The organism is Ochrobactrum sp. 19YEA23 (assembly GCF_029909865.1).
Lineage (GTDB): Bacteria > Pseudomonadota > Alphaproteobacteria > Rhizobiales > Rhizobiaceae > Brucella > Brucella gambitense.
In genome coordinates this window covers 56,265-79,700 of sequence record NZ_JASAMQ010000016.1, presented here as the reverse complement: position 1 = coordinate 79,700, position 23,436 = coordinate 56,265, and the positions used below count along the sequence as shown (strand labels likewise).

Genomic DNA, 23,436 nt, shown 5'->3' with positions numbered 1-23,436 from the left:
ATCGCGGACACGCCGATGACCAAGCTGGAGCAACTGCTTCCTTGGAATTGGACGCCTCCGACAGTCAACGCTCAAGCGGCCTGACCTGCGGCCTCCACCGGAGGCTTACAAAGATCGCACCTGATTGTGCAGGAAAGAGCGCGCCGAAACGCGCATCTCGATGATCTCGCCATCGTGTTATATCGAGCTAGTCGAGCGTCTTGACCGGGCTTTTGGCCTGGCATTGCGTGGCGCGAAAGGTCGTGAAATCGTATTCGCCCAGCAGAAGCTGCGCCGTACCGTTCTTCGCCTGCGTCTTCTTCGGCTCGCTGGTCCTCACCGTACCGCTTCAGCAGATCTTCGGCATTAGGCTTCGACCTGCACGCTTATTAAGCAAGCAAACACCAACTGCGAAAGTGACCAGCTTTTATATTAAAACATGATTTTATAAAATATCTTCACTAAAAACTTAAAGGCGAAAGTATATTAATTATGGAAGATACAGTTCGAAACGACACAATCGGCGGTCACCGCGCATATGCGGATTTCTGGGCTGGTGCTAGCGACAAAGACACAATTGTTGAATATTTCAGCGCTAGTTGGAGCGTTCCATCTGCTCCAGTCGCCCCACATGACGAAATTGAAATGTCTATATGGGCCGGCTTATCCGCTTATAGCAGCGACACTCAAATACAAGTATTGCTGCGCTGGATCCCAAGGACAGGATGGTTTATATTAACAAGATACAGTACAGAGCCAGGAAAATACAAAGAAATTGGTGGATACTTTGTTCATTCAGGAGATATAATTGAAGCTAGCTTCAAATTAAACCAAATTGATTCAGTTAATACATATGATATTCTGTTAAAATTACAAAGCAGTCCGTTTGGTCCTCAGAATGACACACCGTTCATCAAACTTCAAGTCGACATGCCTTGCCCATTAAACAGAGCTTTCTTGAGTGTTGACCAAGATTCAGATAGCTATCTTAATCTACCTCCAGACGATCATTTAAGCATATATACAAGCTTTACGATAGCGATACCCTCATGGTCAATTATGCCAACTTATGAAGTTTATTGGACATTCTATCCAATAGGAGCCATTGTTCCTTCCGGAAAAATGGGTTGGGTTGCCAATCACGGGGTTGATTTGGGAGAGGTCGTTTTTGGTTTTAAGTAATTATACTCCATTATAATAATCTTTAATGTAATTAAACACACCCTACACCGTGCAAACGCCGCACTTTTCTAAAACAAATCCTAAAACGGGAAAGCGTAATCGACGCCGATCAGATAAAGACCGTAAGGCGGTGCGACTTGTCCGCAGGCCTTGCGGTCGCGTGCTTCAAGCGCTGCCTGCAAATCATCCGCCGTCCAGCGGCCAACGCCCACTTCCATCAGGCTTCCTGCAAAGGAGCGCACCTGATTGTGTAGGAAAGAGCGCGCCGAAACGCGCATCTCGATGATCTCACCATCACGCGTAATATCAAGCCGGTCGAGCGTCTTGATCGGGCTTTTGGCCTGGCATTGCGTGGCGCGAAAGGTCGTGAAATCGTGTTCGCCCAGAAGAAGCTGCGCTGCTTCGTGCATCGCCTCGTGATCAAGGCGCTTTTGCACCCACCATGCGCGTTGATAATCAACGGCCAGCGGCGCACGGCGATTGTGGAAGCGATAGAGATAATGTCGTCCCTGCGCGGAAAAACGCGCATCGAAACTGTCGGTCGTCTTCTCGACATTGAGGATGCTCACGCGCTCATTGGCCATAACCAGATGCGCGTTGACCGCATCGCGCACCTTGCCCGCACCCCAATCCTTGCTGAGATCGACATGCGCAACCTGCGCCGTCGCGTGCACGCCGGCATCGGTACGGCCCGCCGCGCTTAGCGCCAGATCCTCGCCGCAGAATTTCTTGAACGCCTGCTCGATAGCGCCCTGCACGGTATGGCCGTTTTCCTGACGCTGCCAGCCCGCATAGGGGGTGCCGTCATATTCGACCAGAAGTCTGTAGCGCGGCACGGGCCTACAAAACCTTCGTAACCGTCGCGCCGCGCAGAAATTCCTGCGCAGGCAATGACTTGCCGCCCGAACGCTGCAAGGTGACGAGCCGCACAGCACCTTCGCCGCAGGCAACCGTCAGCCGGTCGTCCAGCACGGTACCAGCCGCACCGGAACCTTCGCCCAGGGTCGAACGCTGAAGCTTGACACGTTCGACAACGCCGTTGATTTCCATTTCGCACCAGGCACCCGGAAAAGGCGCAAGGCCGCGAATGGCGTTGTGCACATCGCGCGCAGGCTTCGACCAGTCAATGCGTGCTTCGGCCTTGTCGATCTTGGCGGCATAGGTGACGCCCTCTTCGGCCTGCGGCTGCAATGTCAGGCTTTCGCGCTCAAGCGCACCCAGCGCCCGCACCATCAGGTCCGCGCCGATCATGCTCAGTCGATCATGCAATTCGCCCGCCGTCATATCAGGCGTGATCGCCACTTTTTCAGCCATGGCGACCGGGCCCGTATCGAGCCCCTCGTCCATTTTCATGATCATCATACCGGTTTCGCTATCGCCCGACATGATGGCGCGCTGGATAGGCGCGGCACCGCGCCAGCGCGGCAGAAGCGAGGCATGGCCGTTATAGCAGCCAAGCCGCGGCGCATCGAGAATGGCCTTGGGCAGAAGCAAACCATAGGCGACGACGATGGCGACATCGGCCTCCAGGCTCGCAAAAACTTCCTGCTCTTCCGTACCCTTCAGGCTCTTCGGCGTGAAGACGGGGATACCGAACTGCTCGGCCTTTTCATGGACAGGCGACTTGGTCAGTTCCAGCCCTCTGCGGCCTGCCGGACGCGGCGGCTGCGAATAGACGGCCACCACATCATAGCCCTGCCCGATAATGGCGGTCAGGATCGGCACCGAAAAATCCGGTGTGCCCATGAAGACGATACGCATCTAAAGCACTCTCTTCGACGCCCGCTGGCTGGCGAGCTTCTTGAACTTCTTGATGACCATATCGCGCTTCAGCTTGGAAATATGATCGATGAAGAGCACGCCATTGAGATGATCGATCTCGTGCTGCAGGCAGGTGGCCATCAGGCCATCCGCTTCCATTGCGTGCGGCTTGCCATCGGCATCGAAATATTTGACCTGAATGGCCGCTGGCCGTTCCACTTCCGCATAATAATCCGGAATGGACAGGCAACCTTCTTCATAAGCGCTGACTTCATCCGTCACCCCGACAATCTCGGGATTGATGAAGACATGCGGCGCTTTTTCCTCGCCTTCCTTGGCAAGGTCGATGACGAGCATGCGGATCGGCTCGCCCACCTGAATGGCGGCAAGGCCAATGCCCGGCGCGTCATACATGGTGTCGAACATGTCGCCGGCAAATTTGCGCAACTGATCGTCAAAGCGCTCCACTGGCTTGGAAACCAGGCGCAACACAGGATCGGGAAGGATGACAAGCGGTTTTACTGACATGCGCTTCACGTAATCGCTTGTGACAGAATCGTCAATTGCGCTTTGCAAAATGTTCTTGTTTTGATCTCATCAAGCCCATACGAATCAGCTAAGCTTGGCACATGGAAAACCAGAACCTCTTGAATGAGCCGCTTTTGCAGCTCGGTGCTACATCGCTCACGCTGGGAGATATTCTTCTGGCTGGCATTGTGGTGGTGGTGCTTTGCCTCGTCATTTTCCTGATCGCCGCAACGCGCTCTGCGCGCCTGCGCGCCGTTGCCGAAGCACAGGCCGAGGACCGCGCCCGCGACGCCGAATATCGGATGGCGGAAATCCTGAAAGCACAGGCAGAGATGCAGGGCCGCATGCAGACTATGGCGGAGGTTTTCGGCTCACGACAGGCAGAGTTGAACCAGTCGATCCGCGAAAGGCTCGATGGCATGACGCATCGCATCGGCCAGACCATGACCGAGCAGACTCGCTCGACCCATGAAAATCTTGCCAAATTGCAGGAGCGTCTGGCCGTCATCGACACGGCGCAGAACAATATCCAGTCACTCGCCGGGCAGGTGGTGCAGTTGCAGGCGATCCTCGCCAACAAGCAGACACGCGGCGCTTTCGGCCAGTCACGCATGGAAGCGATCATCGCCGACGGCCTACCGCAGGGCGCTTATGAATTTCAGGCGACGCTCTCCAACGGCACTCGCCCCGACTGTCTCGTGCGCATGCCCAACAAAGCGCCCTCGCTGGTGATCGACGCCAAGTTTCCGCTGGAAGCTTGGAACGCCATGCGTGAGAAGGAACATCCGGAGGCCCGGAAAACTGCCGTTGCGCAATTCCGTCGCGACATGGAAATCCATATCAAGGATGTTTCCGACAAATATCTGATCCCCGGCGAAACGCAGGATACGGCTTTCCTGTTCGTGCCCTCGGAGTCAATCTTTGCCGATATTCACGAGCATTTCGAAGCGCTGATCCAGCGCGCACACCGGGCGCGGATTGTGATCGTTTCACCATCGCTGCTGATGCTGTCGATCCAGGTCATTCAGGCAATCCTGAAAGACGCCCGCATGCGCGAACAGGCGCATGTCATTCAGGGCGAAGTGATCCGTCTGATGGAAGATGTGGGCCGCCTCGACGAACGCGTGCGCAAGCTGCAAACGCACTTTGTGCAGGCCAACAAGGATATTGACGATATTCTGGTGTCGTCCAACAAGGTCACCCGGCGCGGCGCTAAAATCGAAGCGCTGGAATTTGGCGAAAAGCCCACCGAGGAAACGCCGCCTCAACAAGCAAGACCGGCGGAAAGCACCCCCACCCAAATGCGCCTGCGCGTGGTGGATGAGGATTGATGGAGCCTTTTCCCTCGTCCTTCGATGAACTCAGGATGAGGTGCCGCTTCGCACCTCCTCAGGATGAGGGAAGCTTACAATAGAGGCGCTGCCGACGCCCTCATCCTGAGTTCATCGAAGGATCGGGGTAAGAACCCTTCATGAATTGGCTGGTCGGTCCGAATGACCGAGATCGCGTTCCGGCCAGACCAGATCGCGCACGCGTTGTTTGAGAACCTTAGCTTCCGGAAAACCGCCGTCGCGCTTGCGCTCCCAGATAAGTTCTTCATGGCCATCTGGCATCAGCACGCGGATTTCAAAAATTCCGCCAGTCCCCGGACGCAATGCGACTTCCGCCAGATCCTGCCCGAAAGTCTGCAACAGTTCCTGCGCCATCCACGCAGCGCGCAACAGCCAATTGCATTGGGTGCAGTAGGTGATTGAGATGCGAGGATTTGCGGACATTTATTATCTTGCCTTGCCATAACTTAAGATGGATGCTTATATATTAGTAAGCCAAAATATTAGAAGTATATAATCTTAAAGTCACCTCTTTAATATGTAAAAATCACCCCTATATTATTATATCTATATTAGAACGGAGCCCTCATGCCCAATTTTGGAATTTCTTCATTTCTTAAAATTCTACACCTAAACGAAAAACCTCAAAAGACAGAAATTCGCAAGCGCTTAAGTCCTAGTGACGGAGGCTACGACTTTCACGGAAGCGTTCGGAGACTTTGTGCAGACTTGGCGCTGAATAACGGTGATCCAAAGGCGGTCATTGAACGCCTCAAAGACATAAAAAAGGAATCAGAGAGAGATTCGGCTCGAATTGGTCTTCAAGCATTCATAAAATGGAAGAATGAACACCCAGCCCAGTTTATGCTGGCCAATAATGTTATCTACAACAGTCCTAAATCTCTGTTTAAACTGACATTTAAACCGAACTTTAGTTTGATAACTGATGATAAGGTTGCTGCGGTCCATATTTGGAATACTGCCCGGCCAGCACTCGATGATCATCTTGTCAGAGCGATACTATCTGTATTTCCGGCGCTATATGCAGTGAATAAGCCCGATGATCTTGCCGTTCTTTGCCTAAGGTCAAAGCGGCTCATTCGGCTAGGCGAACCCGATCCAAAAATACAAGAACTTGGAATTCTGCTAATTAAGAAAGTCGATAAAATTATCACTGACATAAACGAAGGCGGTGATGGAAAGCCATACGATACCGGCGAACATCCAACACCACCGCTCTTACATTAAAGGGCGCACTTGCCTGCCCACAAAGGCAGGCAATCAATCATCGCCCATCTTGAGCGCCTGAATGAAGGCCTCCTGCGGGATTTCCACCTTGCCGAACTGGCGCATGCGCTTCTTGCCTTCCTTCTGCTTGTCCAGAAGTTTGCGCTTGCGAGAAATATCGCCGCCATAGCACTTGGCCGTCACGTCCTTGCGCAGTGCCGAGATCGTCTCACGCGCCACGATACGACCGCCTATCGCTGCCTGAATCGGAATCTTGAACATGTGCTGCGGGATCAGCTCTTTCAGCTTCTCGCACAACACGCGGCCACGCTTTTCTGCCGCAGAACGGTGAACCAGCATGGACAATGCGTCAACAGGCTCTTCGTTGACCAGGATCGACATCTTGACCAGATCACCTTCGCGGTAATCGGAAAGATTATAGTCAAACGAGGCGTAGCCCTTCGAGATCGACTTCAAACGGTCGTAGAAATCGAACACGACTTCGTTGAGCGGCAGATCATAGGTGATCATGGCGCGCGGACCGACATAAGTCAGATCAATCTGGAGGCCGCGACGCTCCTGACAAAGTTTCATGATGGCGCCGAGATAATCATCCGGCGTCATGATGGTGGCGCGAATCCAAGGCTCTTCAATCGCAGTGATCTTGACTACATCCGGCATATCGGCCGGGTTGTGCAGCTCTTTCTGCGAACCGTCCTGCATGTTCAGACGATAGACAACCGAAGGTGCAGTCGTGATGAGATCGAGATCGAACTCACGCTCAAGACGCTCCTGAATGATTTCCAGATGAAGCAGGCCGAGGAAGCCGCAGCGGAAACCGAAACCGAGCGCTGCGGAGGTTTCCATTTCGAACGAGAACGAAGCGTCGTTGAGGCGCAGCTTGCCCATGGCGCCGCGCAGATCTTCAAAATCCGCCGCATCGACCGGGAACAGGCCGCAGAACACCACCGGCTGCGCAGGTTTGAAACCGGCCAGCATCTTTTCGGTCGGGCGACGATCATCGGTGATCGTATCGCCGACGCGCGTATCGGCCACTTCCTTGATCGAAGCAGTAATAAAGCCAAGCTCACCGGGACCAAGATCGTCCACCTGAACCATTTTCGGCGTAAACACACCAGTGCGTTCCACCGGATATTTCGCGCCCGTGCCCATCATGCGGATGGTCTGGCCCTTCTTGAGCACGCCGTCGATGACGCGCACCAGAACGATAACGCCGAGATAGGAATCGTACCAGCTGTCGACCAGCATGGCCTTCAGCGGCGCATTGCGATCGCCTTCCTTCGGCGCGGGCAACTGGGTGACGATGGCTTCCAGCACGTCTTCGATGCCGATGCCGGTCTTGGCGGAAATATGCACGGCCTGCGACGCATCGATACCAATGACTTCCTCGATCTGCTGCTTGACGCGCTCTGGCTCGGCAGCGGGCAGATCGATCTTGTTCAGCACGACCACGATTTCATGGTTGTTGTCGATAGCCTGATAGACATTGGCCAGCGTCTGCGCTTCCACGCCCTGGGAAGCATCCACCACGAGAAGCGAACCCTCGCATGCCGCCAGCGAACGCGAGACTTCATAGGCGAAGTCGACATGTCCGGGGGTGTCGATCAGGTTCAGCACATAATCTTCGCCGTTCTTCGCCTTATAGGTGAGACGGACGGTCTGCGCCTTGATGGTGATGCCGCGCTCGCGCTCGATATCCATCGAGTCGAGAACCTGATCCTTCATCTCGCGCGTATCCAGACCGCCGGTCAATTGAATGAGGCGGTCGGCCAGCGTCGATTTGCCATGATCGATATGGGCGACGATCGAAAAATTGCGAATATGGTCAAGTGGTGTGCTCATGCGCGCGATTTAACAGCAAGCAGCGGAATCTCAAAGCTCTATTGCGCTTTAATTACGGGAAAAAGCCCTGCTATCATGATCGTGACAACAAGTCCCCTTTGCCTTGTGGCAAAAAGGCGATAAATCACCGGCAATACAGACGCATTGCGGCTGCTGCTCGCAAGCGGCGCAACTGGCTTTCATGCAGGAGTTTAGGATGAAGACCGAACCGAACGAAGTCCACAACAGGCCGAAACTGGTCACCGTTTTCGGCGGCTCCGGCTTTGTCGGACGCGCGGTCGTAGCAAGTCTCACCAAGCGTGGCTATCGTGTGCGCGTTGCCGTGCGCAAGCCCGAAGTGGCTTATTATATGGCGCCGCTCGGCAATGTCGGGCAGATCCAGATGGTGCAGGCCAATGTCCGCAATCGCGCTTCGGTCGAGCTGGTCGTCAAGGGTTCCGACCATGTTGTGAACCTCGTCGGCATTCTCGCAGAAGGCGGCCGCCAGCGTTTCAACACGGTTCAGGTGCTGGGCGCGAAGAACATTGCCGAAGCCGCCAAGGCCGCCGGCATTCCGATGACGCATATTTCGTCGCTCGCTGCGGATGTGAATTCGGCTTCGGATTATGCCCGCACCAAGGCTGAAGGCGAAAACGCCGTTCTCGCCGTGCTACCGGAAACCGTTATCCTGCGTCCGTCTATTATTTTCGGCCATGAAGACCGCTTCTTCAACCGTTTTGCCAATATGGCGCGCTTCTCGCCTTTCCTGCCGGTCATCGGCGGCGGCGAAACGAAGCTGCAGCCGGTCTATGTCGGCGATGTTGCGGAAGCTGTTGCCCGCGCCGTCGATGGCAAGCTGATGCCGGGCGGTGTCTATGAACTCGGCGGTCCGGATGTGCAGCCGTTCAAGAACTGGATGAAGGACATGCTGCGCGTCGTCGACCGCAAGCGCGTTCTCATTTCGCTGCCATGGTGGGTCGCCCGCCTGCAGGCTTCGGTTCTCAGCCTGCTGCCGAACCCGCCGATCACCAACGATCAGGTAACGCTCCTGAAATCCGACAATGTCGTTTCGGAAGCCGCCATCAAGGAAGGCCGCACATTGCAGGGCATGGGCATTACGCCGGAAGGCGTCGACGCCGTGCTGCCAGCCTATCTCTGGCGCTACCGCGTGGCCGGTCAGTACACCAAAACCGGCTTTGCGTGAGATATCGATAGTCGGAAATGAATAAGGGGCCTCGCGGCCCCTTTTCTTTTGCTCAACCCCAAATCAATAAAGCCGCTAGCCCCGCCGAACCGACGATAAGGCGCCACCAGGCAAAGAGTTTGAAGCCATGGCGCGAGACATAGTCGAGCAGGTAGCGCACGACGAACACACCTGAGATGAAAGCCATCACGAAGCCAACGGCGATCAACGCGCCATCATTCATGGTGAGCATGTCACGGCTCTTGTAGAGATCGTAGGCAAAGGCTCCGGCCATGGTCGGCATGGCGAGGAAGAACGAGAATTCAGCAGCCGACCGCTTGTCCGCACCCAGCAGCAGCGAGCCGACAATCGTCGAACCCGAACGCGACACGCCGGGGATCATGGCGAGGCACTGGATGAAGCCGATGGCAAGGCACATCGGCAACGGATAATCCATCACATCATGATAGCGCGGCTTCAGATTGAGCTGGTCGACCCAGAGCAGGATCAGACCGCCGACAATCAGCATGATGCAGACGAGGATCGGCGTTTCGAAAAGCACGGTCTTGATGAAGCCATGCGCAGCCGCACCGATGAAAGCGGCGGGCAGGAAGGCGACCAGAACACCGAAGACAAAATGACGCGTGCGCGCATCGCGCGGAAAATCTGTCAGAAGCTTCAGCAGTTTCGCCGAATAAACGGTCAGAATGGCCAGAATAGCGCCGAGCTGGATCAGCACCTCGAACGTCTTTCCTGTGGATTCAAATCCCAGAAAATGCCCGACCAGCAACAAATGCCCGGTGGAAGAAACCGGGATAAACTCGGTCAAACCTTCGATGAGACCGAGAAACGCGGCTTCCAGCAGATTAAAAATATCCATGAAGTCAGTACCTTAGAATGGTTGGCACGATGATGGCATCTGAACCGGCTCGCATTAGCGGCTAGGGCGACTAAAACGGGCGCTTCCAGCGATTGCTTGTCTCCCGCAAACATAGGTCTTATAGACTTTATATTCCGTTGAGGCGGCGTCGAATCGCTTGGCAGCAGAAATAGCCTGCTGCATGGGCAAACGCCAGCCGCCGTACCAATCTCCGGACGTTCAATTCAAGCTGTTAGTCGAGAGTACCGCGTCGATCATGCTTACGCTGTTTCATCATCCCATGTCTTCAGGCTCACGTTATGTGCGGCTTATCCTCGGCGAATATGGCGTGGAAGCGGAACTGATCGAGGAAAGGCCATGGTCGCGCCGCAAGGAATTCCTGGCGCTGAACCCCGCCGCCACCTTGCCCGTGCTGCTGGCTGAAAACGATCTGCCGGTCGTGGGTGCAACCGTGATCGCCGAATATCTCGACGAAACGCGCGGCGCATTGAAGCGCAACCGTCGCCTCTTGCCGGAAAGCCCTATGGAGCGCGCCGAAGTGCGCCGCCTCGTGGACTGGTTCCTGCTGAAATTCGAAAATGAAGTCACGCGCCACATCACGCGCGAGCGCGTTTACAAGTTGCAGATGGCGGCTGAAATGGGCGGCAGCGCGCCGGATTCGACCGCAATCCGCGCAGCCCGCACCAATATTCGCCAGCATATGAAATATATCGACTGGCTGGCCGCCACCCGCGACTGGCTGGCGGGCGCACATCCAAGCTATGCCGATATGGCGGCCGCTGCTGCGGTTTCCGCACTCGATTATCTCGGTGAAATCGAATGGGGCGAAACCCGTGCCGCGCGCGACTGGTATGCGCGCATGAAGTCGCGTCCCGCTTTCCGCCCGCTTCTGTCCGATCGTGTGCGCGGGCTTGCCCCGGTGGCCCATTATGGCGACCTCGACTTCTGAGACAAAGGCAGACAGGCTGAAGCGCTTCCTCGTCGAAGAAGCCAAAGCCGTGGGCTTCGACGCTGTCGCCTTCACCACACCGGATGCTATTCCACAGGCGCCTGAACGCCTGCGGCAATATCTTGCCGATGGCCATCACGCCGATATGCTCTGGATGGAAGACACCGAAGAACGCCGGGCGAATCCCGGCGTGCTCTGGCCGGAAGTTCGTTCCATCATGATGCTGGCCATGAATTACGGGCCGGACACCAACCCGCTGGCGATACTTGATCAGAAGGATCGCGCGGCCATATCGGTCTATGCGCAGAACCGCGATTATCACGATATCATCAAGGGCAAGCTGAAGCATGTGGCGAGCCGCTTTGCCGCGCGCGCCGGGCAGGATGTCAAAGTCTTCGTCGATACCGCGCCCGTCATGGAAAAGCCGCTGGCGGAAGCTGCCGGACTTGGCTGGCAAGGCAAGCACACCAATCTGGTCAGCCGCGAGCTTGGTTCATGGCTGTTTCTCGGTTCGATTTTCACCACTGCGGAAATCGCACCGGATGAGCCAGACCGCGACCATTGCGGCTCCTGCCGCGCCTGTCTCGACGCCTGTCCGACCAAGGCCTTTCCAGCGCCTTATCGCATCGATGCGGGCCGCTGCATTTCCTATCTCACCATCGAGAACAAGGGTCCCATTCCGGCGGAGTTTCGCAAGGCCATGGGCAACCGCATCTATGGCTGCGATGACTGTCTTTCGGTCTGCCCGTGGAACAAATTCGCGCAGGCGACCAGCGAAATGAAGCTGAAGGCGCGTAACGATCTAAAAGCACCGCGTCTGAGCGACCTGCTGGCGCTCGACGATCCGGCATTCCGCACGCTTTTCTCCGGTTCGCCGATCAAGCGGATCGGGCGCGACCGCTTCATCCGCAATGTGCTGATCGCAGCGGGCAATTCCGCCGATACAACGCTGTTGCCGCAAATCGAGGCGCTGCTTGGCGATGCCGCGCCTGTCGTGCGCGGGGCGGCAGTCTGGGCCTTGAAGCAGCTGGCAGAGCCGGGCCGCGTCGATGCCCTGCAAAAACGTCTGGCCTCCGTGGAGGAGGATGCTACGGTGCAGAAAGAGTGGAATACGGAGACAGTCTGACATGCGCATTTTCCTGTTCGGAGCCGGATATTCGGCACAAGCCTTTGCCAAGCGGATGACGGGAGAAGTAGAGCGCATTGACGGGACAACCCGGCATGAACAGAAATTCCCGCTCCTTGAGAAATCCGGCATTTCGCCGGTCTTGTTCGATGGTGAAACGCCCTCGCCCGAGCTTCTGGAGCGGCTTGCCAAGGCAACCCATGTGGTGATTTCGATTGCGCCCGGCGAAGCGGGCGACCCGGCGCTTGCATGGGTCGAAGAAGCGCTGCGCCGTCCCGACAATACGATTCGCTGGATCGGCTATCTCTCGACCGTCGGTGTTTATGGCGATCACAAGGGCGCATGGGTGGATGAAACCACACTCTGCAAGCCGGTTTCGCGCCGCAGCCTCGAACGTGTCGAGGCAGAGCAAGCCTGGACAAGCCTGAGCGAGAGGCACGGAACGCCGCTGGCGATCTTGCGGCTGTCAGGCATTTATGGCCCGGGTCGCAATGCTTTCGTCAATCTGGAGCGCGGCACGGCGCGACGTCTCGTCAAGCAGGATCAGGTTTTCAACCGCATCCATGTGGAAGACATTGCCGGCGCTTTGCGCTTTCTCGCGGGCACCGATACGGGCGGTATTTTCAACATTACCGACAATGAACCATCGCCACCGCAGGATGTCGTTGCCTATGCGGCGGAACTGATGGGCGTCACACCGCCGCCGGAAGTGGCCTTCGAAGACGCGGAGCTGACACCGATGGCGCGCTCCTTCTATGGCGAGAACAAGCGCGTCTCCAATCAGCGCATTCAGGCACTGGGCTACACATTCGCCTATCCCGACTACAAGACCGCCTTTTCGGCCATGTGGAAGGACGGAGACTGGCGCTGATTGCACGCGTGCACCCCTTCGGGTAAAACGCCCTGACGCAAATTCCAAACCGGGACATAACGATGGGTAACAGCAAGTCAGCAGATAAATAAGCCGCAACAGCTTTTCCAACCTGTTGCGGCATCTGTCCCGGACCAACGTCTTCCATTGCAGGCAGATTGCCGCCCGATTGTCTTCGAGCGGATGCTTTGTCATGCCATTTGATCATCAGAAAACTCCATCCTGGAGTTTCACTTTGCCATTCGCGCTCGCGCTGATGGCTCCCTTCGACATCCTCGCCTCGCTGGCCATGGATATCTACCTGCCGGTGGTTCCATCCATGCCGGCAATTCTGCAAACCACGCCTTCCATGGTGCAACTGACACTCAGCCTCTACATGGTGATGCTGGGTGTCGGGCAACTCGTTTTCGGTCCCTTGTCCGACCGCATCGGGCGCAAGCCGGTGCTGCTGGGCGGCGGTGCCATCTTTGTGCTTTCTTCCTTTGCGCTGGCGGCGACGGATAGCGCGACAGTTTTCATCGCCTTGCGTTTCACCCAGTCGGTCGGCGCTTCAGCCGCGCTCGTTGCAACCTTTGCCACGGTGCGTGACGTTTATGCCGACCGTCTGGAAGGCGCGACCATCTACGGCCTGTTCAGCGCCATGCTCTCCTTCGTTCCGGCCATCGGCCCCATCGCTGGCGCACTGATCGCCAGCAGTTTCGGGTGGCGCGCGATCTTCGTAGCGCTCGGCATATTTGGCCTTGTCGCAACATGGCGGGCGTTCCGCCTCTGGCCGGAAACACGCCCTGACCGCAATGGCGTGGACCACCTAAGTGTATTGAAAATATTGAAGGATTTTCCGTTCTGGACCTATACGCTGGGCTTCGGCACGGCGATGGGCACCTTCTTTGTTTTCTTCTCCACGGCGCCGCGCATCCTGATCGAAAGAGGCGGCTTCGGAGAGACGGAATTCAGCCTGGCATTTGCAAGCGTTGCCATGGTGATGATTGCCGCCACGCGCCTCCTTTCACCTTACACCCAAAAATGGGGCGTACGAAAAAGCGTGGCGCTGGGCATGGTCGTGCTCCTCGCCAGCGCGCTGATTTTGCTCCTGACCGAAAACCTGCTGCAACCCTCCTTCACCAGCCTGATACTACCCATGTGGCTGGCGGCCATTGGCATTGTTTTGACCGCATCCATGACGGCAAACGGCGCTTTGGCAGCTTTCGACGACAGTGCAGGCATGGCTGTCGCTCTCTATTTCTGCATACAGAGCCTGATGGTCAGTCTGGCAGGAACAGCGCTCGTCATTTTGCTGCCCGGCGACACCGCGTGGCCGCTGATCGCATTCTGCACAGTCGCACCCCTTGTGGTCCTGACCATGCTTGCAAGGCTGCAACGGAGCTGATCCAAATGCCGGTCGGTTGGCACAAACAGCCGACCGGCATTGCTGGCCAGCATTTCACACAGCATAATGCCCGCAGCTTTGCTGTTTGATTCGCAATCGCAGCGCCCTTTGGCAAACCATGGAATTGCCCCATGATCGCAAACAAACTGAAGAAATTTGTCCTCATTGCCTCGCTGGCAACGATGATCGCACCTGACTTCGTGCCTATGGCCATGGCGGATGACATGCCCGCCAAGCAGGCTTTCGGGGCGGAAAAGATGCCCGTGCTGGCGCAATCGCCGCAATCAATCGGCTTTTATGCCAAAGGCTGTCTTGCAGGTGCTGTTGCGCTGCCGACAGATGGCCCGAACTGGCAGGTGATGCGCCTGTCGCGCAATCGCCGCTGGGGCCATCCGCGCATGATCGGCTTGCTGGAAAAGCTCTCCCATGATGCCGCCAAGGATGGCTGGCCGGGGCTGCTCGTCGGCGATATTTCGCAGCCGCGTGGCGGCCCGATGCTGACGGGCCATGCCTCGCATCAGGTGGGGCTCGATGCCGATATCTGGCTGACACCGATGCCCAAGAAGCGCTTCACGGATGCCGAACGCGAAAGCGTTTCCGCCGTCTCGATGCTGAAAGGGGATTCGCTCTATGTCGACCCCAAGAAATGGACCCCTGCCCGCACGGCGCTGATCAAACATGCCGCGAGCTATCCGGAGGTGGAGCGCATCTTCGTGCATCCGGGCATCAAGAAGCAGCTTTGCGATACGGTGACCGGCGACAGAAGCTGGCTTGGCAAGGTTCGCCCCTATTGGGGCCATTTCTACCATTTCCATGTGCGTCTGACCTGCCAGCCCGGCTCGCCGCAATGCAAGCCGCAGCCCAAGGTGGCGGCTGGCGACGGCTGTGACAAGTCGCTCGCCTGGTGGTTCACCGATGAGCCATGGAAGCCAGCCAAGCCGTCAAAGGAACCGCCGAAGAAGCCGCGCCCCGTCATGGTGTCTGATCTTCCAAAAGCCTGCGCTGCCGTGCTGGCCGGTCCTGCGCCAAATTCGGTCGCCGACGTCACCTATGGCGTGCAGTAATCAAACATCGTGCCCCGTTGGATGACAGCGGGGCATTTTCTCTAAGAGCCTGCAACAAAAAGCGGCATGTGTGTGCGAAAATGGTGATTCTCGAGTACCGGAGCGGAGCGTACGCAAGGTACGTGAGCACCGGAAGCCTCGCATAATCCCGAAAAGTTGCAGACTTTTCGGCTCAGATTATGCGAATGCAAATCTCAAATTGCCATTTGCAGCCGCACAGGGCGACTTTTGGAACAGGCTCTAAGCCCTCTTTTCACCGGCCCATAGCTCAGCTATAGGTTTCAAACGATTTAGAGCTTGATGACAAGGTTATCAATTTCATGACAGAACGCCTGCGCATCGCATTGATCGCCCATGATTTGAAGAAAGACGACATGGTCGCCTTTGCGCGCGCGCATGAAAAGGCGCTATCGCATTTCGATATCGTGGCCACGGGAACGACTGGCGGGCTGATCCTCGACGCCTGCCCTTCGCTGACGATCCATCGCGTCAAAAGCGGCCCGCTCGGCGGTGACCAGCAGATCGGCGCGATGATTGCGGAAGGCACCGTTGAAGTGCTGATCTTCTTCATCGATCCGCTGTCGCCGCTTCCGCATGACGTGGACGTCAAGGCGCTGACCCGCCTCGGCAGCGTCTACGACATACCAATGGCGCTGAACCGCGCCACGGCAGAAAAGCTGATCAAAGCTTTAGACTGATACAATCGAAGAAATATAACAGCCCATGGGTAAGCCCCCCAACACCCAAAGGGCACAAGAAACGGCAGGGAGAGAGAATGCAGGCCATGATCGACGCCGAACAGAGTTTCCAGTTTCCAGTCCTCGTCGGCGATATCGGCGGCACCAATGCCCGCTTTGCAATCCTTGTCGATGCCAATTCCGATCCGAAGGAATTTCCGGTTCTTCAGACGGCGGATTATGCGACCATCGATGAAGCCATTCAGACGGCCATTCTCGACCAGACGTCGCTGCAGCCGCGCTCGGTCATTCTGGCCATTGCCGGACCGGTCGAAGGCGATGAAATCGACCTCACCAATTGCGACTGGGTTGTGCGCCCGAAGAAGCTGATCTCCGATCTGGGCTTCAAGGACGTGACCGTGCTCAACGATTTCGAGGCGCAGGCGCTGGCCGTGGTGTCGCTCGAAGGCCATCATATGGAGCAGATCGGCGGCAAGCCGGATGAGGTGATCGCAACCCGCGTCGTGCTCGGCCCGGGCACGGGCCTCGGTGTGGCCGGTCTGGTGCGCACCCGCAAGGCGTGGGTACCGGTTCCCGGTGAAGGCGGCCATGTCGATGTCGGCCCGCGCAGTGAACGCGACTATCAGATTTTCCCGCATATCGAGCAGATCGACGGGCGCGTTTCCGCCGAACAGATTCTGAGTGGACGCGGCCTGCAAAATCTCTATGTGGCGATCTGCACGGCCGATGGCGTCACCCCTACCCTGGAGACGCCCGCCGACATCACCTCCGCCGGTCTCGATGGCAGCAATGCGCAAGCCAGCGAAACGCTCGACCTGTTTGCGACCTATCTTGGCCGCGTGGCGGGCGATATGGCGCTTGTCTTCATGGCGCATGGCGGCGTTTACCTGTCGGGCGGCATTCCGCAGCGCATTCTGCCTGCCTTGCGGGCGGGTGCATTCCGTGCGGCCTTCGAGGACAAGGCGCCGCATCAGGCCATCATGCACGACATTCCGATCCATGTGATCACCTATCCGCTGGCGGCTTTGAGCGGCCTGTCGGCTTTTGCCTGCGCACCTTCGCGCTTCGAAGTCTCGACGGATGGACGCCGCTGGCGCATCGGCTGAACCTGACCGCGCCTGAAATCGACGGTCACGGGATGGATAATTAAGCCACATAAGGCTATAGAAACGCGGCGGGGAATTGGCTTTCGGCCTTTTCACCGCCGCGTTTTTGGTTTTAATACCAACGCATTTTCAACGGCAGTCTCGGACATACCGAGCTCAGGAATGAAGCGCTTTTGCACGTGAGCTTATTCAAGAAGAAAAAGAAGAAAATCGACACGGGCGAAGCGACCCGCGTGATCCGGCGCATGATGTCGGAGAATATCGGTGAATATAAGAAGAACTATATCATCGCCATCATCGCATCTTTGATCGTCGGCGGATCAAACGCCGCGCTCGCCTATATGATGAAGCCGATGATCGACAAGATCTTCTATGAGCAGAACCTGCCCCTGATCTGGGTCATCTGCGGCACGCTGCTGGCGATTTTCATCCTGCGCGGTTTTTCCGGCTATGTGCAGGCCGTCGAGCTTGCCAAGATCGGCAATAATCTGGTCGCGCGTTATCAAAAGCGCATCTTCGACCATCTGATGAAGCTCGGCCTCGATTTCTATAATGATACGCGCTCCGGCCATCTGGCGGCGCAGATCAACCAGAATGTGTCCGGCATCCGCGACCTGCTCAACATGACGATTTCATCGATTGCGCGCGATTTCATCTCGCTGGTCGGTCTGGTCTGCATGATGTTCTACATGGACCCGATGCTGTCGGTCGCGATCTTCCTGATCGGCCCGCCGCTCATTCTGGCCGTCGCCTATATTTCGCGCCGCATCCGCTCGGTCACACGCGATCTCGTGCATCTGAATTCGCATCTTCTCGGCGCCATGCAGGAATCCGTGCAGGGCATCGCAGTCGTGAAGGCTTTCACGATGGAAGACCAGTTGCGCGCCAAGATCGGCAATCTGATCGATATGTCGGAAGGACGCAGCAACAAGATCGCCAAGGTGTCGGAACGCACGACGCCAATTTCCGAAATACTGGCCGGTTTCGCCGTGTCCGGCGTGCTGGCCTATAGCGGTTATCGCGCCATTCTTGACCATCAGCCGCCCGGCGCGACCTTCGCCTTCATCACTGCAATGCTGCTGGCCTATGATCCGGCGCGCCGTCTTGCCCGCCTTCAGGTCGGGCTGGAAAAGGCGCTCGTCAACGCCCGCATGATCTATGAAGTGCTGGATATCAAGCCGCACCAGCGCGATGCCGCCGATGCAGTGGCGCTGAACCCCGGCCCCGGCGAAATCCAGTTCGAAAACCTGTATTTCTCCTATAGCGAGCTTGCGCCGGTTCTGCATGGCGTCAGCTTTGTCGCCAAGGCGGGTGAAACCACGGCGATCATCGGCGCATCGGGCGCGGGCAAGTCAACGCTCATCAATCTGGTGCAGCGGTTCTACGATCTCGACAAGGGAACGATCCTGTTCGACGGACAGGATATTTCCAAGGTCACCAAGCGTTCGCTGCGCCACGCCGTCGCCTATGTGTCGCAACAGCCCTACCTGTTTGAAGGCACCATTGCCGACAATATCCGCTATGGACGCCCGGACGCGACGGAAGAAGAAATCGTCAAGGCGGCCAAGCTGGCCCATGCGCATGATTTCATCCTGCAACAACCGCAAGGCTATGACACGCCGATTGGCGAAAACGGCGCGACGCTTTCAGGCGGCCAGCGCCAGCGCATTTCGATTGCGCGCGCCATCGTGCGCAAGGCGCCGGTACTGCTTCTCGATGAAGCAACGTCTGCACTCGACAACGAATCGGAAAAGCGTGTCCAGCAGGCGCTGGAAACGATCATGAAGGGCCGCACCACCATCGTCATCGCCCATCGCCTGTCGACGGTCGTCAATGCCGACCGTATCGTGGTCATGGAAGCGGGACGCGTGGTGGAAGAAGGCCGTCATGACGCGCTGATTGCCATACCGAACGGTGTCTATGCCCGCTTCTATCAATTGCAGAGCGGTAGCGCTGATAATATGCCCGAACCGACAATCGAAGAACTGACTGCGGATGATGTGCCAGCGGGCACAGGAGGACAGAATGACCGGTGAACCGGATAGCCAAAACAGCGAAATGGGCCTCGTCGTCGTCGGCGCCGGAGGCCGCATGGGCCAGACCCTCATCCGGACGATCCAGTCGATTGACGGCGCAAAACTCAGCGGCGCAATCGAGCGCCCCGGCTCGCCGCTGATCGGCAAGGATGCCGGTGAAGTGGCCGGTGTCGGCGCGCTTGGCGTCGCCATCACTGATGATCCGCTGCCGGTTTTCGCCAAGGCGCAAGGCGTGCTCGACTTCACAAGCCCCGCCGCCAGTGTCGCCTTTGCCGGTCTCGCAGCACAGGCTCGTATCGTCCATGTCATCGGCACTACCGGCTGCTCGGCAGAAGACGAAGAGAAGTTCCGCGCCGCCGCCCGCCATGCCACCATCGTCAAGTCGGGCAATATGAGCCTCGGCGTCAATCTGCTGGCTGTCATGGTGCAGAAGGCTGCACAGGCGCTCGGGCCCGAAGATTTCGACATCGAAGTTCTCGAAATGCACCACAAGCACAAGGTGGATGCGCCAAGCGGCACCGCCCTGCTTCTCGGCAAAGCGGCAGCCGAAGGCCGCGGCATCAGCCTTGAAGACAATAGCGTGCGGGCGCGTGACGGCTATACCGGCCCCCGCACGGAAGGCACCATCGGCTTTGCCACGCTGCGCGGCGGCTCGGTGATCGGCGACCATTCGGTGATTCTGGCAGGCCCCGGTGAACGCATTGTGCTGTCGCACCACGCCGAGGACCGCACCATCTTCGCACGCGGCGCGGTCAAGGCCGCACTCTGGGCTTATGGCAAGAAGCCCGGCCTCTATTCCATGCTCGATGTGCTCGGGCTGAACGACTGATCCTTCCACCAACGGAGCATTGCATATGTCTCGTACTCTCGTCCTGGTTCGCCATGGCCAAAGCGAATGGAACCTGAAGAATCTTTTCACCGGCTGGCGCGATCCGGGCCTGACCGAACAGGGCCATGCCGAAGCCAAAGCCGCTGGCCAGCGCCTCAAGGCTGCGGGCCTGAAATTCGACATCGCCTATACGTCAGTGCTGAGCCGCGCACAGACCACCTGCCAGCACATTCTGGATGAGCTGGGCCAGTCCGGCCTCGAAACGATCCGCGATCAGGCTCTGAACGAGCGCGACTATGGCGATCTCTCCGGTCTCAACAAGGACGATGCCCGCGCCAAGTGGGGCGAAGAGCAGGTTCATGTCTGGCGCCGTTCCTATGACGTGCCTCCTCCGGGCGGCGAAAGCCTGAAGGATACGGGCGCGCGCGTCTGGCCTTATTATCTGCATCAGATCCAGCCGCATGTGCTGCGCGGCGAGAGCGTTCTGGTGGCTGCACACGGCAATTCGCTGCGCGCGCTCATCATGGCGCTCGACGGCCTGACGCCGGAACAGATTCTCAAGCAGGAACTGAATACCGGCGTGCCGATCATTTACCGGCTTAATGCTGATTCGACTGTGGCCTCTAAGGAAATTCTGGAAGCCTGACACACAGTTGGCAGTAATTTTATCGGGCGCGACACCGCGCCCGATGGCGTTTTCAACACGGAAAACGGACAGCTTGAAAAAAAGCTCACTGAATTTCGAAAACGCGATTGACAGAGGCAAGCTGACCCCTTAGATGGGTCCTCGTCGCCCAGATGGCGGAATTGGTAGACGCACCAGCTTCAGGTGCTGGCGCTCGCAAGGGCGTGGAGGTTCGAGTCCTCTTCTGGGCACCATTCCTAAGTCTTCGGACCACTACCAAGGTTCAGAAGCACCCCAAAAAGCCCGCGCAAGCGGGCTTTTTTGCTATCCGGGCCTATCGCATGCCCCGTGCGGCCAAAGCCCGGCCTGAGCTTCAGGAAAACAGATATGCAGTTCACCGACGCTGATCGCGACGCCTTTTTCGAGCTTCTGAAATGGCGACGGGATGTTCGTCATTTTCGCAGCGACCCGATAGACGAAGCGATGGTCGTCGGCATTGCATAGGACAGTGAACGTCCCGACGCGCCTATCGGTCACGAGACGTTAATTTGCGCGGCAGACGATCAAGCAATAACTTCGCGACACCGTCCTTCTCCTTGAGTTCACACTCCCAGACAGTCGTGACGTTCCAGCCGAGCGCGGTCAACTCCGCCTCCGTTTTCACATCTCGCGCAATGTTGCGTGCTATCTTTGCGGCCCAGTAGTCAGTGTTGGTCTTCGGCTTACGCATTCCTCGCGGACAATCATGGCCATGCCAAAAACATCCCTGGACACGTATCACCGCTTTCATGGCCGGCATCACGATATCCGGCGTGCCTGGCAAGTCTTTTCTATGAAGCCGAAACCTGATTCCCAGAGCATGAAGCGCTCGGCGCACCGTCAACTCAGGAGCGGTGTTCTTTGACCGAACTAACGCCATTTCGGCGCTTTTCTTTGCTGTGGGCAAGCGGTTGCTGGTCATCAATGAGCCATGCTAGAATGGGAACAAATCAGAAACCAATTTGATTCATTATTCAGTGAATACAAATCGGCTGCGTGGGGATTTTATGTCCAAGACCTTTTCATTCTACGAGTTTTTTGCAGGTGCTGGAATGGCGAGAGCCGGTCTTGGTTCCGACTGGCAGTGCCTATTTGCAAATGACTTTGACGGTAAAAAGGGTCTGACATATCAAGATAATTGGGGAACGGGCGGCGAGCTCTTTGTGGGTGACGTTCGCAATGTGACCACCAAGATGCTCTCAAGCACGGCTGATCTCGCATGGGGTTCATTCCCCTGCCAAGATTTATCTTTGGCGGGCGGCGGAGCTGGTCTACAAGGCGAACGATCTGGGACGTTTTATCCTTTCTGGGACGTTATGCGCGGCCTGATTCGAGACCAACGCAGCCCCAAAGTGATCGCACTAGAGAACGTCTGCGGCGCGCTCACCTCGCATCAAGGCGCCGACTTTCGGGCGATCTGCCAAACATTCTCGGATGCAGGCTACCGCTATGGGGCGCTTGTTATTGATGCTGAGTTGTTTTTGCCGCACTCTCGTCCGCGCCTATTCGTGGTCGGCGTTCGCAAGGACATTGCGATAGATCCTTGTCTGTTGTCTCCTGGGGCGACTGTACCGTTCCATACGCGCAGTCTCCAAAATGCGTATGCCCGTATCAGCGACAATGCGAAGGCCGATTGGGTTTGGTGGAATCTACCTTCTCCACCGCTCCGCACCACGACATTCTCAGATATTATCGAGGATCACCCTGTCGATGTTAAGTGGCATACGCCTGCTGAAACCAACCGGCTTCTAGCGTCTATGACTCCCGTCAATGTGGCGAAAGTCGAAGCCGCCAAACGGGCCGAAAGGCGTATCGTCGGGGGCGTCTACAAGCGTACAAGGCCTGAAGCCAATGGGCGCGTTGTTCGCGCTGAAGTCCGGTTTGACGATATTGCCGGATGCCTTCGTACGCCGAATGGCGGATCTTCAAGGCAGACGCTTTTGGTGGTCGAGGGTGAGCGAGTCCGCTCCCGGTTGATCTCTGCGCGTGAAACCGCCCGCTTAATGGGGCTTGCAGAGAGCTACAGACTACCGAAAAAGTATAACGAAGCTTATCACCTGACTGGTGACGGCGTAGCTGTCCCCGTCGTTCGGTTCCTCTCCCATTATCTCTTCGAGCCGCTGGCTATTGGAAAACAAATAGCAGCAATCGACAGCAACAAAGTAGCATCTCTTGGCCGTTAATTTTGCTTTCCGAAAGAGTGCAGTACGCTCACTCACCAATCGGATCGGCGTCTATGTCCTTGCTGACTTGGATAACGTACCGATCTATGTTGGTCAGTCAAAAGACGGCATTCGTTCGCGTGTCAGTCGCCATCTGACTTCTGCTCGATCAGACATCATCGCCAACCGTCAGATCGATGTCTGGGAGATCGCATTTGTTTGGGCCTTTCCTGTCGAGGACAAGGCAGAAATTAATGGCCTTGAAGCTGTCCTATTCCATCATCTAGACCCGCGTTCTCAGTTGATGAATGGCACACTGCCCAAGATGCCGACTGAACTTCCTGATATGCCCGAACCGTTCCAGATCGTCCAAGTGATGTCTGACGAAGAAATAGATGATCGCAAACAGCCCGAACAGCGGCTTCCCAGACAGGCAAGCCATTACGCCCAGATCGTGGGCCATTTCGTCGCCGTCAAAAATTCCTCTCAAGTCGCTCGCGCGATGGACGCTCATTTCGAACGCTTGAAACGGTATCATCTACTGCTGCTCGGCAAGGCGGAAGAGATGCCCGATGAGAAGGAAGAATAGCAGTCGTCATCCCACTGGCAGGAAAACAGCAGGACCGACTGG

At 56.9% G+C, this 23,436-nt stretch carries 23 protein-coding genes, 1 tRNA gene and 2 pseudogenes; 18 read left to right on the top strand and 8 right to left on the bottom strand.

Annotated features, from left to right (window positions below):
• Window positions 1–111: 111 nt before the first annotated feature.
• Window positions 112–274: pseudogene (locus QBD01_RS24560) on the bottom strand (tRNA pseudouridine(38-40) synthase TruA); the annotation flags it as partial.
• Window positions 275–471: 197 nt separating this feature from the next.
• Here QBD01_RS24560 and QBD01_RS24555 point away from each other — a divergent pair.
• Complete coding sequence (locus QBD01_RS24555) at window positions 472–1,161, top strand: hypothetical protein (RefSeq protein ID WP_280994926.1); 690 nt, start codon at window positions 472–474, stop codon at window positions 1,159–1,161.
• Between the two features lie 80 nt (window positions 1,162–1,241).
• Here the strand turns inward: QBD01_RS24555 and truA are convergent, their stop codons facing one another.
• The 3 genes from truA to def are packed head-to-tail and all read right to left on the bottom strand — an operon-like array spanning window position 1,242 to window position 3,450.
• Complete coding sequence (truA, locus tag QBD01_RS24550) at window positions 1,242–1,997, bottom strand: tRNA pseudouridine(38-40) synthase TruA (RefSeq protein WP_280994925.1); 756 nt, start codon at window positions 1,995–1,997, stop codon at window positions 1,242–1,244.
• Window positions 1,998–2,001: 4 nt separating this feature from the next.
• Window positions 2,002–2,922 carry a methionyl-tRNA formyltransferase gene (gene fmt, locus QBD01_RS24545; protein ID WP_280994924.1) on the bottom strand — a complete coding sequence of 307 codons (921 nt, stop codon included), beginning with the start codon at window positions 2,920–2,922 and terminating at the stop codon, window positions 2,002–2,004.
• Window positions 2,923–3,450, bottom strand: coding sequence for a peptide deformylase (gene def, locus QBD01_RS24540; protein ID WP_182522223.1), 528 nt, complete (start codon window positions 3,448–3,450; stop codon window positions 2,923–2,925).
• A 101-nt stretch (window positions 3,451–3,551) separates the two neighbouring features.
• On the opposite strand from def, the gene QBD01_RS24535 reads away from it, so the two are divergent.
• On the top strand, window positions 3,552–4,781 hold the full coding sequence (locus tag QBD01_RS24535) for a DNA recombination protein RmuC (protein WP_280994923.1): 1,230 nt from the start codon (window positions 3,552–3,554) through the stop codon (window positions 4,779–4,781).
• 138 nt (window positions 4,782–4,919) lie between these two features.
• Here QBD01_RS24535 and QBD01_RS24530 read toward each other — a convergent pair whose 3' ends face one another.
• Window positions 4,920–5,225 carry a SelT/SelW/SelH family protein gene (locus tag QBD01_RS24530; protein WP_280994922.1) on the bottom strand — a complete coding sequence of 102 codons (306 nt, stop codon included), beginning with the start codon at window positions 5,223–5,225 and terminating at the stop codon, window positions 4,920–4,922.
• A 144-nt stretch (window positions 5,226–5,369) separates the two neighbouring features.
• Here QBD01_RS24530 and QBD01_RS24525 point away from each other — a divergent pair, with 144 nt between their 5' ends.
• The gene (locus QBD01_RS24525) at window positions 5,370–6,029 is read left to right on the top strand and encodes a hypothetical protein (protein ID WP_280994921.1); all 660 of its coding nucleotides are present in this window, start codon (window positions 5,370–5,372) and stop codon (window positions 6,027–6,029) included.
• Between the two features lie 33 nt (window positions 6,030–6,062).
• On the opposite strand, the gene lepA is transcribed toward QBD01_RS24525, so the two are convergent.
• Complete coding sequence (lepA, locus tag QBD01_RS24520) at window positions 6,063–7,871, bottom strand: translation elongation factor 4 (RefSeq protein WP_280994920.1); 1,809 nt, start codon at window positions 7,869–7,871, stop codon at window positions 6,063–6,065.
• A 196-nt stretch (window positions 7,872–8,067) separates the two neighbouring features.
• On the opposite strand from lepA, the gene QBD01_RS24515 reads away from it, so the two are divergent.
• The gene (locus tag QBD01_RS24515) at window positions 8,068–9,054 is read left to right on the top strand and encodes a complex I NDUFA9 subunit family protein (RefSeq protein ID WP_182522227.1); all 987 of its coding nucleotides are present in this window, start codon (window positions 8,068–8,070) and stop codon (window positions 9,052–9,054) included.
• A 52-nt stretch (window positions 9,055–9,106) separates the two neighbouring features.
• Here QBD01_RS24515 and QBD01_RS24510 read toward each other — a convergent pair whose 3' ends face one another.
• On the bottom strand, window positions 9,107–9,913 hold the full coding sequence (locus tag QBD01_RS24510; protein ID WP_280994919.1) for an undecaprenyl-diphosphate phosphatase: 807 nt from the start codon (window positions 9,911–9,913) through the stop codon (window positions 9,107–9,109).
• Window positions 9,914–10,169: 256 nt separating this feature from the next.
• Between QBD01_RS24510 and QBD01_RS24505 the strand changes: the two genes are divergently transcribed.
• From QBD01_RS24505 to QBD01_RS24450, 12 genes and pseudogenes are all read left to right on the top strand, one after another.
• The gene (locus QBD01_RS24505) at window positions 10,170–10,862 is read left to right on the top strand and encodes a glutathione S-transferase family protein (RefSeq protein WP_182522229.1); all 693 of its coding nucleotides are present in this window, start codon (window positions 10,170–10,172) and stop codon (window positions 10,860–10,862) included.
• On the top strand, window positions 10,843–11,988 hold the full coding sequence (gene queG / locus QBD01_RS24500; RefSeq protein WP_280994918.1) for a tRNA epoxyqueuosine(34) reductase QueG: 1,146 nt from the start codon (window positions 10,843–10,845) through the stop codon (window positions 11,986–11,988). The genes QBD01_RS24505 and queG overlap by 20 nt, the downstream gene beginning before the upstream one ends.
• Window position 11,989: 1 nt before the next feature.
• On the top strand, window positions 11,990–12,859 hold the full coding sequence (locus QBD01_RS24495) for an SDR family oxidoreductase (RefSeq protein WP_280994917.1): 870 nt from the start codon (window positions 11,990–11,992) through the stop codon (window positions 12,857–12,859).
• 193 nt (window positions 12,860–13,052) lie between these two features.
• Entirely contained in the window at window positions 13,053–14,246 is a 1,194-nt protein-coding gene (gene cml, locus QBD01_RS24490) for a CmlA/FloR family chloramphenicol efflux MFS transporter (protein ID WP_280994916.1), read from the top strand.
• Window positions 14,247–14,377: 131 nt separating this feature from the next.
• Window positions 14,378–15,310, top strand: a complete 933-nt coding sequence (gene mepA, locus QBD01_RS24485; protein ID WP_280994915.1) for a penicillin-insensitive murein endopeptidase — start codon at window positions 14,378–14,380, stop codon at window positions 15,308–15,310.
• A 320-nt stretch (window positions 15,311–15,630) separates the two neighbouring features.
• Window positions 15,631–16,008, top strand: coding sequence for a methylglyoxal synthase (locus tag QBD01_RS24480; protein WP_280994914.1), 378 nt, complete (start codon window positions 15,631–15,633; stop codon window positions 16,006–16,008).
• Window positions 16,009–16,085: 77 nt separating this feature from the next.
• A complete protein-coding gene (locus QBD01_RS24475; protein ID WP_138787228.1) occupies window positions 16,086–17,114 on the top strand; it encodes a glucokinase in 1,029 nt (342 codons plus the stop codon).
• Window positions 17,115–17,293: 179 nt separating this feature from the next.
• A complete protein-coding gene (locus tag QBD01_RS24470) occupies window positions 17,294–19,150 on the top strand; it encodes an ABC transporter ATP-binding protein (RefSeq protein ID WP_280994928.1) in 1,857 nt (618 codons plus the stop codon).
• A complete protein-coding gene (gene dapB / locus QBD01_RS24465; RefSeq protein WP_280994913.1) occupies window positions 19,140–19,979 on the top strand; it encodes a 4-hydroxy-tetrahydrodipicolinate reductase in 840 nt (279 codons plus the stop codon). The genes QBD01_RS24470 and dapB overlap by 11 nt, the downstream gene beginning before the upstream one ends.
• 25 nt (window positions 19,980–20,004) lie before the next feature.
• The gene (locus QBD01_RS24460) at window positions 20,005–20,625 is read left to right on the top strand and encodes a 2,3-bisphosphoglycerate-dependent phosphoglycerate mutase (protein WP_078339901.1); all 621 of its coding nucleotides are present in this window, start codon (window positions 20,005–20,007) and stop codon (window positions 20,623–20,625) included.
• Window positions 20,626–20,771: 146 nt separating this feature from the next.
• Window positions 20,772–20,858 (top strand) — tRNA-Leu (locus tag QBD01_RS24455).
• Between the two features lie 133 nt (window positions 20,859–20,991).
• Window positions 20,992–21,093: pseudogene (locus QBD01_RS24450) on the top strand (5,6-dimethylbenzimidazole synthase); the annotation flags it as partial.
• A 37-nt stretch (window positions 21,094–21,130) separates the two neighbouring features.
• Here QBD01_RS24450 and QBD01_RS24445 read toward each other — a convergent pair.
• Complete coding sequence (locus QBD01_RS24445; protein ID WP_280994912.1) at window positions 21,131–21,565, bottom strand: very short patch repair endonuclease; 435 nt, start codon at window positions 21,563–21,565, stop codon at window positions 21,131–21,133.
• Window positions 21,566–21,650: 85 nt separating this feature from the next.
• Here QBD01_RS24445 and QBD01_RS24440 point away from each other — a divergent pair, with 85 nt between their 5' ends.
• Window positions 21,651–22,826 carry a DNA (cytosine-5-)-methyltransferase gene (locus QBD01_RS24440; protein WP_280994911.1) on the top strand — a complete coding sequence of 392 codons (1,176 nt, stop codon included), beginning with the start codon at window positions 21,651–21,653 and terminating at the stop codon, window positions 22,824–22,826.
• Complete coding sequence (locus QBD01_RS24435; RefSeq protein WP_280994910.1) at window positions 22,816–23,394, top strand: GIY-YIG nuclease family protein; 579 nt, start codon at window positions 22,816–22,818, stop codon at window positions 23,392–23,394. Before QBD01_RS24440 ends, QBD01_RS24435 begins: the two co-directional genes overlap by 11 nt.
• Window positions 23,395–23,436: the final 42 nt, after the last annotated feature.

Bases quoted from the DNA above. Each gene is read 5' to 3' on its own strand.
- cml (WP_280994916.1), top strand. From the start codon at position 13,053: ATGCCATTTGATCATCAGAAAACTCCATCCTGGAGTTTCACTTTGCCA.
- lepA (WP_280994920.1), bottom strand. From the start codon at position 7,871: ATGAGCACACCACTTGACCATATTCGCAATTTTTCGATCGTCGCCCAT.
- dapB (WP_280994913.1), top strand. From the start codon at position 19,140: ATGACCGGTGAACCGGATAGCCAAAACAGCGAAATGGGCCTCGTCGTC.
- QBD01_RS24515 (WP_182522227.1), top strand. From the start codon at position 8,068: ATGAAGACCGAACCGAACGAAGTCCACAACAGGCCGAAACTGGTCACC.
- QBD01_RS24510 (WP_280994919.1), bottom strand. From the start codon at position 9,913: ATGGATATTTTTAATCTGCTGGAAGCCGCGTTTCTCGGTCTCATCGAA.
- QBD01_RS24480 (WP_280994914.1), top strand. From the start codon at position 15,631: ATGACAGAACGCCTGCGCATCGCATTGATCGCCCATGATTTGAAGAAA.
- QBD01_RS24460 (WP_078339901.1), top strand. From the start codon at position 20,005: ATGTCTCGTACTCTCGTCCTGGTTCGCCATGGCCAAAGCGAATGGAAC.
- mepA (WP_280994915.1), top strand. From the start codon at position 14,378: ATGATCGCAAACAAACTGAAGAAATTTGTCCTCATTGCCTCGCTGGCA.
- fmt (WP_280994924.1), bottom strand. From the start codon at position 2,922: ATGCGTATCGTCTTCATGGGCACACCGGATTTTTCGGTGCCGATCCTG.
- QBD01_RS24440 (WP_280994911.1), top strand. From the start codon at position 21,651: ATGTCCAAGACCTTTTCATTCTACGAGTTTTTTGCAGGTGCTGGAATG.
- def (WP_182522223.1), bottom strand. From the start codon at position 3,450: ATGTCAGTAAAACCGCTTGTCATCCTTCCCGATCCTGTGTTGCGCCTG.
- QBD01_RS24505 (WP_182522229.1), top strand. From the start codon at position 10,170: ATGCTTACGCTGTTTCATCATCCCATGTCTTCAGGCTCACGTTATGTG.
- QBD01_RS24555 (WP_280994926.1), top strand. From the start codon at position 472: ATGGAAGATACAGTTCGAAACGACACAATCGGCGGTCACCGCGCATAT.
- QBD01_RS24495 (WP_280994917.1), top strand. From the start codon at position 11,990: ATGCGCATTTTCCTGTTCGGAGCCGGATATTCGGCACAAGCCTTTGCC.
- QBD01_RS24525 (WP_280994921.1), top strand. From the start codon at position 5,370: ATGCCCAATTTTGGAATTTCTTCATTTCTTAAAATTCTACACCTAAAC.
- queG (WP_280994918.1), top strand. From the start codon at position 10,843: ATGGCGACCTCGACTTCTGAGACAAAGGCAGACAGGCTGAAGCGCTTC.
- QBD01_RS24475 (WP_138787228.1), top strand. From the start codon at position 16,086: ATGCAGGCCATGATCGACGCCGAACAGAGTTTCCAGTTTCCAGTCCTC.
- QBD01_RS24530 (WP_280994922.1), bottom strand. From the start codon at position 5,225: ATGTCCGCAAATCCTCGCATCTCAATCACCTACTGCACCCAATGCAAT.
- QBD01_RS24535 (WP_280994923.1), top strand. From the start codon at position 3,552: ATGGAAAACCAGAACCTCTTGAATGAGCCGCTTTTGCAGCTCGGTGCT.
- QBD01_RS24445 (WP_280994912.1), bottom strand. From the start codon at position 21,565: ATGACCAGCAACCGCTTGCCCACAGCAAAGAAAAGCGCCGAAATGGCG.